Raw genomic sequence first — 11,714 nt, 5'->3', positions numbered from 1 at the left:
GCGGGCCGACATCGCGGAGGTCCACACCCGGTCGGGCCGTTTGTGCTACGGCACACATGCGGCCCGTTCCGCTGATCACGGTCGGGCGCCCCGTCCAGGCTCACCGGATGGCCACTGCACTCGTCATCGGATACGACCCCACCGCGATACCCGGCGTAGACGCGACGGCCCTGCGTGCCTCGCTCGACGCGGAGTTGGCCCGGTTCGGCGAACACGGCATCGACGCCGCCATGGCGCTGGTCGTCTTCGACGGCTCGGCCGAGTCCATCCTCGTCGCCCCGCTGACCGAACGGCCCTGGGACGTGGTGGTCGTCGGCGGCGGGATCCGCAAGACGGAACAACTGCTCCCGCTCTTCGAGCAGATCGTGAACCTGGTCCGGCTCCATGCGCCCCAGGCCGCCGTCGCGTTCAACACCGGCGGCGGGGACAGCGTCGAGGCGGCACGGCGGTGGCTGTGACCACCGCCCGGACGGACGGCCGACGGCCGACGGAGGCACGGTGTTCGCCTCCACGGCCCCCGGAGGCGGCGCGCCGGGGGTCATCCGGTGACGGTGTCCCCGTGGCGGTGGGCCACCCTCCACTCCCCGCCCTCCCTGCGGTACACCTGGGTGACCCGCAGGGTATAGGTCCGCGGCTCCCCGTCGACCGAGACCGAGACGTGCTCGAGGCCGGCCGTGTAGGCCATGTCGCCAGCGACGTCGTACGCCTGGAGCTCGAACGCGTACGACGTGCAGGCGGAGAAGCTCTCCTCCAGGGCTGAGAAGAGCGCGTCGACCTCCTGCCGTCCGACTGCGTTGCGCCACGCCCCCAGCACGCTCACCGGCTCGTTGCGCGACCACAGCGCCCGGCGCGGGGCCGCGTCTCCGTCGTGCAGCGCGCGCTCCGCCGCGCGGAGGGCCGTCTCGACCCACCGCCGGAAGTCGTCGCGGTCGTTCATGCCCTCATCATGCACCCGCGGGGCCCGGGTGGGCCGGGGCCGCGGCGGAGGCGGCGAGGGCCTCGGCCAGGTTCTCCTTGCGCATCCGCTGGTCCACGTAGAGCAGGGACAGGACCAGCTGCGGGTACCCGAGCTGGAACACCGAGGCGATCACCGTGCCGATCAGGGCGCAGACCGCGTACCCGACGATGCCGAGGACCAGCGTGCCCGCGCGCGCCTCGTCGGCCGTCGCCATGACGGCGGGAACGAGCGCGACGATGCCGAGCAGGGTGAACGGCAGCTGGACGATGTAGCCGACCACCGACGCCAGGAGGTACGCCGCCGCCGAGACGCCGAACGTACGCCACCAGCCGCCCGCGACCAGACGGGAGGAGCGCCGCATCGCCGCGATCGGGCCGAGCCCCTCGCACACCGCGACGGCGGGAGCGAGGCTGAACCGGATGGCGAGCCACACCAGCACGGGCAGCCAGAGCAGCAGGCCCAGCGGCAGCAGGAACACGGCCGCCGGCGGGGCGGCGTCGTGCGCGGCGGCCGAGAGGAGCGGCGGGAAGCAGAGCGCGTAGAGGACCAGCACCGGCCCGCCCGCGAGCAGCCCCACGCACAGCAGGACGCCGAGGACGGAGGGCAGCCGGGACCAGCAGCGCCGCCAGAGCGCCGAGAAGGTCACGGCGCGTCCGAGCACCGCCTCCTGGATCACCGCGGGGCACGCGGCGCCGATCATCCCGGTGAGCAGCACCATGACGAGCAGCAGCAGTACGGCGACCGGTGCCAGGTACAGGAGCAGGGCCGCCACGTCGCCGGCCGCGGGCGTTTCGCCGTCCGGCAGGTTGAACACCGCGGCGAACCGGGTGTCGATGCCGAGGGCGGCGAGGCCGATCGCCGCGGCGATCAGCAGGATCCCGACGCCCTGGGCCAGGAGGACGACGCCGGTCAGGGGCTTCCAGTAGCGGCGGAACGCGGTGAAGGCGCCGCCGAGCACGTCGCCCGCCCCGAGCGGCCTGAGCGGTACGACGCCCGGTTGCGGCGGGGGCGGCGCCCACCCTCCCCACGGTGGTACCGGCTGTCCCGGGTGGTTCGGTCCCCACCCCGTGTGGTGCGACATCGCTGTCTCCCCCCTCGAAAGGGGACACCGTAACCCGCCGGTCCGCGCCCCCGGCCCGCCGCCCCCCGCGGGCGGCGGCGTTGCGCCCGGGCCGCGCCGGGTCCAGGCTCGAAAGGGCGGTGCCGCCCGTGCGCCGCCGCCGCACAGACAGGAGCGAGCCCATGGCGGGTGAGGAGTCGGCGGGTGCGCTGTGCCTGGTCACCGGGGCCACGGGATACATCGGCGGCCGCCTGGTGCCCGAGCTCCTCGACGCCGGCTACCGGGTCCGGGCGCTGGCGCGCTCCCCCGAACGGCTGCGCGACCACCCCTGGGCCTCCCGCGTCGAGGTGGCGCGCGGCGACGTCACCGACGGGCGCTCGCTGGACGCGGCCCTGAGCGGGGTGGACATCGCCTACTACCTGGTGCACGCCCTCAACGCCGGACCGGGCTTCGAGGAGCGCGACCGGGCCGCCGCCCGCCTGTTCGCCGAGCGGGCGCGGCGGGCCGGCGTACGGCGCATCGTGTACCTGGGCGGCCTCACCCCGGCCGGGCTGCCGCCCGAGGGGCTCTCCCCGCACCTGCGCTCCCGGGCCGAGGTGGGCACCATCCTGCTGGCGTCCGGCGTCCCCTGCACGGTGCTGCGGGCGGCCGTGGTCATCGGCTCGGGCTCGGCCTCGTTCGAGATGCTCCGCTACCTGACGGAACGGCTGCCCGTCATGATCACCCCGAGCTGGGTGGGCACCCGGGTGCAGCCCATCGCCGTGCGCGACGTGCTGCGCTACCTGGTGGGCAGCGCCTCGATGCCGCCGGAGGTCAGCCGGTCCTTCGACATCGGCGGACCGGACGTCCTCACGTACGAGGTGATGATGCACCGCTACGCCGAGGTCGCCGAGCTCCCGCACCGGCGCATCCTGCGCGTGCCCATGCTCAGTCCGGGCCTCTCCAGCCTGTGGATCGGCCTGGTCACCCCGGTGCCCCGGGCCCTGGCCCGGCCCCTCGCCGAGTCGCTGCGCCACGAGGTGGTGTGCGCGGAGCACGACATCACCCGCTGGGTGCCCGACCCGCCGGGCGCGCCCCTCCCCTTCGACCAGGCCCTGGCCCTGGCCCTGGAGCGGGTCCGCGAGGCCCGGGTGACCACCCGGTGGTCCAACGCCTCCCTGCCCGGCGCCCCCAGCGACCCCCTGCCCACCGACCCGGACTGGGCCGGCGGCAGCCTCTACACCGACCACCGCAGTGCCGGCGTGGCCGCCCCGCCGGGGGCCCTGTGGCGGGTGGTGGAGGGCATAGGCGGCGAGAACGGCTGGTACTCCTTCCCCCTGGCCTGGGCCGTACGGGGCTGGCTGGACCGGCTGGCGGGCGGCGCCGGCATCCGCCGGGGCCGCCGCGACGCCAGCCGGCTGCGGGTGGGCGACGCCCTGGACTTCTGGCGGGTCGAGGAGATCGAGCCGGGACGGCTGCTTCGGCTGCGCGCCGAGATGCGGGTGCCCGGGCTGGCCTGGCTGGAGATGTACGCCGAGCCCGACCCGGTGCACGCGGGCCGGTCGCGCTACCGGCAGCGCGCGCTGTTCCACCCGCGCGGCCTGCTCGGCCACATGTACTGGTGGGCCGTGAGCCCCTTCCACTCGGCGGTCTTCGGCGGCATGGTCCGCAACATCGCCCACGCGGCGGAACAGGCCCCGGCCGCCCCCGACGCGCCCGCGGGGGCCGGCCCGAGGACCCTGGGCTAGCGCCGGCGGTCCGTCAGGTACGGGTGGGGGCGGGTTCGGGTTCGGCGGGGGGCGCGGCCGTCCGGCGCGGGAGCAGCAGCGGGGTCGCCAGGAGGAGGAGTCCGGCGAGGGCGATGGCCGTGCGCGGGCCGAGCAGGCTGCCCAGGACGCCCCAGGCCGCCGTGAGCAGCGCGGCCGCGGCCTTGGTCGTCACCGACCACGCGGAGAGCGTACGGGTGACGTGGTCGGACGGGGTGCGCTCCAGGCGGTAGGTGGCGCAGACGGGGTTGAACACCCCGCAGCAGAGGATGAGCCCGAACTCGACGCCGATCACCAGCAGCAGCCCGCCGGTGCCCGGCCCCACGAAGGCCAGGCCGACGGACCACACCGCGCGCAGGGAGCCGGACACGGCCAGGACCCGGTGCTGTCCGTACCGGGTGGCGAGCGGGCGGGCCAGCCGGGAGCCGAGGAGCCCGCCGACCGAGGGCGCGGCGAAGGCGAGGCCGTACTGCCAGGGCTCGAACCCGAGGGGGCCGAGCATCAGGACGGCCAGCAGCGGCGAGGCGGCCATCACCAGGCCGTTGAACAGGGCGGTGTTGAAGAAGAGCGGGCGCAGCCCCGGGTCGGCGAGGACGCACCGCCAGCCGTCGAGCAGGTCCCCGGCCCGCGGGCGCCGGCTCTCCCGGCGCCCGGGCGCCGGCTCCTGCCCGCGCGTGGTGCGGAGGGCCAGGGCCGAGAGCAGGTGGCTGACCGCGTCGGCCACCACCGTCGCCACGGGTCCGAGGAGCCCGATCGCGAGGCCGCCCAGCGGCGGGCCGGCGATCGTGGTGGTCCAGGCCGTGGACTCCAACCGGGCGTTGGCCTCCAGCAGGTGCCCGGCCGGCAGCAGGGCCTTCAGGTAGGCGCCGGAGGCGGCCCGGAAGGTGATGTCGGCCGCCGCGACGACGACGGACACCAGCAGGAGCTGGAGGAAGGTGAGCGCGCCGAGCGCGAACGCGGCGGGGACCGTGAGCAGCGCCGCGCACCGCACCAGGTCCGTCGCGATCAGCACGGGCCGCTTGCGGCGGAACTCCACCCACGGGCCGAGCGGGACCGCCACGGCGGCGCCCACCGCGGCCCCGGCGGAGGAGAGCGCCGCCACCTCGGCCGGCCCGGCGTGCAGCACCTGGACGGCGATCAGCGGGAACGCCCCGAAGGCGAGCCAGGTGCCGAGCGCGCTGGTCCCGTACGCCGCCCGGAACCTGCCGAACGGGCGCCCCAGCCGCCCGCCGCGCCGGCGCCCCCGGCCCCGTCCGTCCCTCGTTTCCCACATCGCCCCTCACCCTCCCCGTACAACCGGTCGGCGTTCCGGAGCATCAAAGCGGGTGGTGCGGCCGGGGATCAAACAACCGGGAGGGACCCCGCCCACAACCCCTGGTTGTCCCCTTAGGGTGGCGGTATGGACCTCGACACCGTCCGCACGTTCGTCGCGGCCGCCGACGCGGGGCGGTTCCAGGAGGCCGCCGCCGAGCTGTCGGTGACCCAGCAGGCCGTCTCCAAGCGCATCGCCGCGCTGGAGCGCGGCCTCGGGGTGCGGCTGTTCACCCGTACACCGCGCGGCGCCGAGCTCACCATCGACGGGCAGGCGTTCCTGCCCCATGCCCGCGAGCTGCTGCGCACGGCCGAGCGCGCGATCGCGTCCGTGCGTACGGACCGGCGTCCGCTGCGCGTGGACGTCATCAACTCGCGCGGCGCGGCGACGGGCCTGATGCGCGACTTCCACCGCGCGCACCCCGAGGTCGAGCTCGACGTGGTGATGCTGCTGGAGATCGACGCGGCCGTCGCGGCCCTCCGCTCCGGTGCGATCGACGCGTCCTTCCGCGCCGTCACCGCGCCCGGCCGGCCCCTTCCGGAGGACGTCGAGGCCGTCCGGGTGCTGGACGAGCCCCTCCAGCTCCTCACCGGCCCCGACCACGCGCTGGCGGGCGCCCGGTCGGTCACCGTGGCCGAGCTGGCCGGGCACCGGATCTGGATGCCCGGCGTCGTCCCCGGCACCGAGTGGACCGCCTACTACGACGACCTCGTCGCCGAGTTCGGACTCTCCCTGGAGTCGACCGGGCCCAACTTCGGTTCCGACGCGCTCCTCGACACCATCGCCGACACCCCGGCCCTGGCCACCTTCATGAGCGAACGGACCCGGCTCGTCTGGCCGGCCGGGCACGGCCTGCGCCGCATCCCGGTGACGGATCCGACGCCCGTCTACCCGCACTCGCTGCTCTGGCGCCGCGACAACCCCCACCCGGGGCTTGCGGCCCTGCGCGCCCACCTCGCGACCGCGGCGGGCCTGCGCGCCCCCGCCGGGACCGCCGGGACCTGGATGCCGGACTGGGTGATCCCGCGCTGAGCCGCGCGCCGGCCGCGCGGCCCGTGCGGGCGCACGCGGAGGCCGCCCGGCGCCCCGCCGGTGGGGGCGGGGTGCCGGGCGGCCGGGTGAGGGGGTCAGCAGGGGCGGATGTGGTAGACCGGGGTCCAGGAGGCCGTGCCGCTGTCCTTGGCCACGTTCGACCAGCGCTCGCTGCCGTTCTGGTTGTAGAAGCGGGCCCGGGTGCCCGAGCTCTGGTTGTTGTTGAAGGTGCCGTCGCCGACGCCGCCGAAGTCGTAGTAGCCGCAGTAGTAGTAGTCGTAGTTGTTGCCCAGGCCGTCCCTGATGCACAGGTGGCCGTCGGCGCAGGCCAGCTCCGCGTCGGGGGCGGCCAGGTCGCGGGTTTCGGACCGGCCCGGAGCCCTGAGGACCAGGTCTCCGCCGGCGATGGCGAGTTTGTTCGCGGAGATCTGTCGGGCCTGCGGGTCGGACGCGAGCACGGCGTCGACCCGCTGCCGGAGTTCGGCCGCCTGCGCGGCGGTCAGTCCGGCGGCGCGGGTCTGCTCGGAGAAGGTGTTCCGGAGTGGGGTCGAGGCCTGGGCGGTCAGTACCGGGCCCGCGATCAGTGCCGCGGTGGCGGTCATCATCGCCAGGATCCTGCGCGGTGACATGCGTGTTCCCCTCTGGTTCGGCGGCCGGGAGGCCGACCGCTCGCAGCGGCGGCCCTGGAGTCGCGGAGCCCATCGTTGCGAAGCGGCACCCGGCGCCTGAAGAGGGAAATCAGCCGGATCGCGGCTCTTGTGCGGATACCTCGGGTACGCCCGGGTCCCAGCGGGCACGGCAGTATCCGATCAGATGTATGGGCCGTGCATCGTTTCCCCTGGCGGGGTCTGGTTTTCACCGTTCCGCCGGGAAGGCCCGTTACGGGTGGCGCGATGGGAGGGGCCGCAGGGGCTCCACCCGGGCCATCCGGGGTGGCGGCGGCACCGCCGAAAGGTTTCGCTTGCCGGACGAGAACGTTCCGCCCCCCGTCCCGCCGGAGCCGCCATGACCCCGCCCTCGGAGGCGCCTCCCCCGCGCCGCTCCGGGACCTCGCTGCTCCCCGTCCTGCTGCCCATCGCGCTGCTCATCGTCGCGGCGGTGGCCGTCGGATCCTGGCTGCAGTTCGCGGAGCGGCAGGCGGGCGACACGGTCCACGCGGTCGGCTCCACCGCCCCCGACCGGGTGGACGTCGAGGCCACCGTCCAGCACGTCGACGCCGCGGCCAGGGAGCTGGTGCTCCGGGTCCGGGTCGTCCCGCGCGGAAGCCTCGGCGAGGCGGAAGGCACCGCCCCGGTGGACGACCTCGCCCTCCAGACCTCCGCGGCGACCCTGGGCGACCTGGCGTTCAAGGCGCACGAGCGGCTCGCGACCAGGGACGTGAAGGTCGCGCTGGCGGGCGGGTCCATCGGCGACTACCCGTTCGACAGCTACGAGACCGACGTGGAGTTCTGGGCGGTGCTGGGCGGCAGGCAGGTGCCGGTGCGGATGCTGTTCTCCAACAACGACACGCTCTTCTCCGTCTCCGCCGAGCCCCTGTCCTCCCGGCCGGAGGCGGTCTTCGGACTGGAGCTGAGGCGTTCGGGCAGCCTGCTCGTCTTCGCGGTCTTCATGATGATGGTGATGTGGGCGCTGGCGGCGTCCGTGCTCATCGGGACCTGGTACCTGATGACACGGCGCGAAGGCCTGGTCTGGCCCGCGCTCTCCTGGATGGCCGCCACCCTGTTCGCCCTCGCGGCCTTCCGCAACACCGCCCCCGGGACACCGCCCATCGGCTGCGTCCTGGACTGGTTCGCCTTCCTGTGGGCGGAGACCGTCATCGCCCTCTGCCTGATCGCCGTGGTCCTCGCCGGCGTCCGCGCCGCCCTCCACCCGGACGGCGCCCCGCGCACGTAGCGGGGCGCCGGTGCACGGGGCGGGGCCTGAGGAACGTCCGGGGACCGCCTCAGCAGCCGGTGGACCAGGTGTGGGATCCGCCCCGGTCGTTGGCGCCGGCGTCGTAGCCGACCTCCTGACCGGGAGCCAGGCAGAGCGTGACCCTGCCCAGCAGCTCACGGCCCTCGTACACCTTGACGTGGTCGGCCACGCCCGGGCCGGAGAGGCCGTGGTTGGCCCAGGAGGAGTCCTGCTTGAACATGTCCCCCTCCCACCAGTGGTCGTCGCCGCTGTGCTCGATCTTCATGCCGTTGAAGTTCGCGTCCGTCCAGACGCAGAAGTAGCCGCTGCGGCAGTCGGCCGCCTCGGCGGCGGCCGAGGTGGCCAGGACCGCGCCGGTGGTGATCACGGCGGCGGCGAGGAGGGTGGTGAAGCGCTTCATGCGGGCGGGTTTCCCTTCGGTGGCGGGTTCTCGAGCACGGCGGTGGCTTCGGTGAGGGCGTGGGCGCGCAGCCGCTCCCACGCGGCGATCTCGGCGCGGTGGCGGGCGCGGACCTCGGCGAGGTCCCGGTGGCCGCGGTCGGCTTCGGGCCGGAGGTTGTTGACGACGACCGAGGCGCGGAACCAGCCGGGCTGGTCCCCGTACAGCCGCTGCTGGGCGGCGGCGAGGCAGCCGTCGGTGTGGGCGCGGACGACGTAGCCGGTGGGCAGGGTGAGCGACAGCTCGGCAGGGCCCGAGCCGAAGAGGGCCGCACCGACCCGCTCCTCGTCGGTACCGGGCGGCCTGCCGGCCCCGCTGCGGGGCGGGACGAGCCCCTGGCGGACCAGGCACGCGTCGGTGAGGCGCTGGGTGGCGGCCTTGATGACCTCGTCGGGGTCGGGGGCCCGCCCCGGGGGCCCGGCGGTGCAGCCCGTCAGCAGCGCGCAGGCCGCGACGGCGACGCGGGCCAGGGCGGCGGCGCGGGCCGGGCCGGCCGCGGTCGACGGCCTCGCGGGCGGGCGTGCGCGCTGTCGCCACCCGGTCCCGGACGGTTCCTTGATCACGACATGCTGTCTACCGGCCCGGGCCCCCGGCGCGACAGGGCGGGGGCCCGGGGCTCACCCGAGCGGGTGCAGGTTTCACCCGGGGAAACGTTCCGGCAGGACCGCACCGGGGCGGCGGGGCGGGAACGCCGCGGGGGCGGGCCGACCTCGCGGTCGGTCCGCCCCCGCGTTTCGGGATCCGTTCCTGGATCAGGCACCCAGGTGGGCACCCTTGAGCCACTCCTTCTCGCCCTCCTTGGCGCAGGTCGAGTTCCAGACCGGGCCGGCGAAGGACGGGAGGTTGTGGGGCACCGCGGCGAACGAGGAGCAGTTCGACGACCAGCCGGCGTGGCCGCCGGAGAAGTAGTCGATGTCGACGCCTTCGTTGGCCAGGGCGGCGCCGGCGCCGCCCAGGAGGATGCCGGCGGCCAGGACGGAAGCGGTGACGGCGGAACGAATACGCATGACTCCCCTAGGGATCGGTAGGAACGGCGCGCGGTCGGTGTGCGCGTCGGCCGGTCCAACCGACGTGGACCCCGGACGGGAACGGCCGTTCACTCAGATGCCACAGACGTATCGTTTCGCCGCCGGTCGAGCTCGGTCAGGACCCGCGCCCGGAGGAGTTCGTACTCCTCGCGGAGCCTGCCCCATTCGGCGACGGGCGGGCGGGGGACCACGACTCCCCCGGTGACGGTCTCCTGCGGCCCGAACTGCTCGCGGGTCAGGTCGACCTCGACGCCCGCGCCCAGGCGGTTCCACCAGTGGTAGTCGACGCGGACCCCGTCGACGTGGACCTCGCCGCGGATCAGCTCGCCGCCCAGCAGGTCGTTGAGGACCATCGCGGTGACCCCGCACTGGTCGCGTGCGGGGTTGTCCTCGGTCCAGCGCGACCGGTACTCGGGGGTGCAGGTCCGGGCGCTCCAGCCGTTCCGGACGGCTCGTTCGATGTCGGTGAGCAGCAACGGTGTCGTCATGCCGTCGATCCTGCCGCGGACCACTGACAACGGCCCCCGCGCGCCGACCCGTTGCGATCCGCCGGGAGAAGCGGTCGGGGACGATTGTCAGTGGTGGCTGCGAGGATCTGTTCATCACGTCGGAGAAACGGGGAGCGGCCATGTCCGGAAACCAGAACTACATCAATCACGTTGCCCTTGTGCTGGATGCCAGTTCGTCGATGTCGCACCTCAGGAACAAGGTCGTCGAGGTCGCCGACCAGCAAATCGCCTATCTGGCCCGGCGGTCGCAGGAACTCGACCAGGAAACCCGTGTCACGGTGTACGTGTTCGCCGACAAGGTGGAATGCGTCATCTACGACAAGGACGTGCTGCGCATGCCGTCCCTGAAGGAGCTCTACCGGGTCGGCGGGATGACCGCGCTGCTGGCGGCCACGCTCAAGTCGCAGCAGGAGCTGGCGCAGACGGCCCAGCTCTACGGCGACCACAGCTTCCTGACGTTCGTGCTCACCGACGGGCAGGAGAACGCGAGCCACCGCTGCCCGGACGTCCCGTCCCAGTCGCAGCGTGCCCTGCGGCAGGCCATGGCGACGATGATCGAGACGCAGCAGGACAACTGGACCCTGGCCGTCCTCGTGCCGGACCAGATGGGCAGGCGGGAGGCCATGCAGTGCGGTTTCCCGAAGGACAACATCGCCATCTGGGACGCCACGAGCACGCGGGGCCTGGAGGAGGCCGGACAGGTCATCCGGGAGGCCACCGAGAAGTTCATGGTGGGCCGCACCAAGGGAATCCGGGGTTCCCGTGCGGTTTTCTCCACGGGCGCCGAGACGGTCAACAAGAAGTCCATCGAGGCCGCGGGCCTCACCCCTGTGGATCAGACGCGGTATCAGCTCATTCCCGTGGCCCGTGCGGCGGCGATCCGGGAATGGGTCGTGGAATCCGGGCACACCTACCGCACGGGTGCCGCGTATTACCAGTTGAGCAAGGTGGAAAAGGTCCAGGCGCGCAAGCTGATAGCGGTGCTGGAGAAGAAGACGGACCGGGTGTACACGGGTCCGGAGGCGCGCGCCCTGCTGGGTCTTCCGGACGCGGAGGTCCGCGTGAAGCCGGACCACAACGACGACTTCACCATCTTCGTGCAGAGCACCAGCGTGAACCGGAAGCTGGTGCCCAACACCCGGCTGCTGCTGATGGGCTGACGCCGTGGAAGCCCCGCCGGCCGGGCCGGCGGGGCTGCGCGGGCCGATCTCGTGGCGGCGCTCCGACACCGAGATGATCACCCCGTTGGCCACGCCGACCCCGCCCGCGAGCAGGGTGATCGCGCCCGGCCCGAACAAGAGCGCGCTGATGGCACCCTCGGCGGCGGCCTTGGCCTGCAGGGCCGCGGAGGGATCGGTCACCGACACCGCGGTCGGGCCCTGGGGGTCGGCCGTCCGCGCGATCAGGGCCCGGACCTGGGCGACGCGGTCGTCCGCGGACCGCTCGTACACGGCCGTCGGGTGTCCGCGGAAGCCGAGCAGCTCCTCGGCCGCCTGCCAGCCGACCAGCGCCGAGCGCTCGATCTCGGGCGCCGGCGGGATCACCGGGCGGCCGGACTCCGTGTCGAGCGCGCCCGTGGCGTCGGCGGGGAGCAGGTCCGGTGCGCGGGCCACCACCCGGGCGATGGCCACGCGCTGCTCCTGCCCGCCGAACAGCTCGTGCGGCCGGTGTTCCAGCCGGTCGCCGAGGCCCACGCGTTCCCCGCGCAGGGCCCTGA

The 11,714-nt window shown here is 74.1% G+C and carries 13 protein-coding genes; 5 read left to right on the top strand and 8 right to left on the bottom strand.

Annotation, left to right across the window (positions count from 1 at the left end):
* Positions 1-107 precede the first annotated feature (107 nt).
* A complete protein-coding gene (locus ACIRBY_RS02690) occupies positions 108-458 on the top strand; it encodes a hypothetical protein (protein WP_403894983.1) in 351 nt (116 codons plus the stop codon).
* A gap of 80 nt (positions 459-538) precedes the next feature.
* Here ACIRBY_RS02690 and ACIRBY_RS02685 read toward each other — a convergent pair whose 3' ends face one another.
* Positions 539-937: a YybH family protein gene (locus tag ACIRBY_RS02685; protein ID WP_403894981.1), complete on the bottom strand. Its 399-nt coding sequence runs from the start codon at positions 935-937 to the stop codon at positions 539-541.
* Positions 938-944: 7 nt separating this feature from the next.
* On the bottom strand, positions 945-1,916 hold the full coding sequence (locus tag ACIRBY_RS02680; protein ID WP_403894978.1) for a hypothetical protein: 972 nt from the start codon (positions 1,914-1,916) through the stop codon (positions 945-947).
* A gap of 284 nt (positions 1,917-2,200) precedes the next feature.
* Here ACIRBY_RS02680 and ACIRBY_RS02675 point away from each other — a divergent pair, with 284 nt between their 5' ends.
* Positions 2,201-3,745, top strand: coding sequence for an SDR family oxidoreductase (locus ACIRBY_RS02675; protein ID WP_403894975.1), 1,545 nt, complete (start codon positions 2,201-2,203; stop codon positions 3,743-3,745).
* A gap of 13 nt (positions 3,746-3,758) precedes the next feature.
* On the opposite strand, the gene ACIRBY_RS02670 is transcribed toward ACIRBY_RS02675, so the two are convergent.
* A complete protein-coding gene (locus tag ACIRBY_RS02670) occupies positions 3,759-5,036 on the bottom strand; it encodes an MFS transporter (protein WP_403894973.1) in 1,278 nt (425 codons plus the stop codon).
* 126 nt (positions 5,037-5,162) lie between these two features.
* On the opposite strand from ACIRBY_RS02670, the gene ACIRBY_RS02665 reads away from it, so the two are divergent.
* Positions 5,163-6,107 carry a LysR family transcriptional regulator gene (locus ACIRBY_RS02665; RefSeq protein WP_403894970.1) on the top strand — a complete coding sequence of 315 codons (945 nt, stop codon included), beginning with the start codon at positions 5,163-5,165 and terminating at the stop codon, positions 6,105-6,107.
* Between the two features lie 95 nt (positions 6,108-6,202).
* Here ACIRBY_RS02665 and ACIRBY_RS02660 read toward each other — a convergent pair whose 3' ends face one another.
* Positions 6,203-6,736 (bottom strand): hypothetical protein, encoded by a 534-nt coding sequence (locus ACIRBY_RS02660; protein ID WP_403894967.1) that lies wholly within the window; start codon positions 6,734-6,736, stop codon positions 6,203-6,205.
* A 376-nt stretch (positions 6,737-7,112) separates the two neighbouring features.
* On the opposite strand from ACIRBY_RS02660, the gene ACIRBY_RS02655 reads away from it, so the two are divergent.
* Complete coding sequence (locus ACIRBY_RS02655; RefSeq protein ID WP_403894964.1) at positions 7,113-8,000, top strand: DUF4436 family protein; 888 nt, start codon at positions 7,113-7,115, stop codon at positions 7,998-8,000.
* 49 nt (positions 8,001-8,049) lie between these two features.
* On the opposite strand, the gene ACIRBY_RS02650 is transcribed toward ACIRBY_RS02655, so the two are convergent.
* The 4 genes from ACIRBY_RS02650 to ACIRBY_RS02635 all read right to left on the bottom strand — a co-directional run bounded on the left by ACIRBY_RS02650 (position 8,050) and on the right by ACIRBY_RS02635 (position 9,976).
* Positions 8,050-8,421, bottom strand: coding sequence for a peptidase inhibitor family I36 protein (locus ACIRBY_RS02650; RefSeq protein WP_403894961.1), 372 nt, complete (start codon positions 8,419-8,421; stop codon positions 8,050-8,052).
* Positions 8,418-9,023, bottom strand: coding sequence for a hypothetical protein (locus ACIRBY_RS02645; protein WP_403894958.1), 606 nt, complete (start codon positions 9,021-9,023; stop codon positions 8,418-8,420). The genes ACIRBY_RS02650 and ACIRBY_RS02645 overlap by 4 nt, the downstream gene beginning before the upstream one ends.
* A 189-nt stretch (positions 9,024-9,212) precedes the next feature.
* Positions 9,213-9,467, bottom strand: coding sequence for a hypothetical protein (locus ACIRBY_RS02640; protein WP_403894955.1), 255 nt, complete (start codon positions 9,465-9,467; stop codon positions 9,213-9,215).
* Between the two features lie 89 nt (positions 9,468-9,556).
* Entirely contained in the window at positions 9,557-9,976 is a 420-nt protein-coding gene (locus ACIRBY_RS02635; protein ID WP_403894952.1) for a hypothetical protein, read from the bottom strand.
* A gap of 140 nt (positions 9,977-10,116) precedes the next feature.
* Here ACIRBY_RS02635 and ACIRBY_RS02630 point away from each other — a divergent pair, with 140 nt between their 5' ends.
* On the top strand, positions 10,117-11,157 hold the full coding sequence (locus ACIRBY_RS02630; RefSeq protein WP_403894949.1) for a vWA domain-containing protein: 1,041 nt from the start codon (positions 10,117-10,119) through the stop codon (positions 11,155-11,157).
* Positions 11,158-11,714 lie beyond the last annotated feature (557 nt).

This window comes from Streptomyces sp. NPDC096136, from assembly GCF_044763325.1.
Classification (GTDB): Bacteria; Actinomycetota; Actinomycetes; order Streptomycetales; family Streptomycetaceae; genus Streptomyces.
Note: the sequence above shows the minus strand (reverse complement) of the source record. Positions and strands in the feature narration are given on the sequence as shown.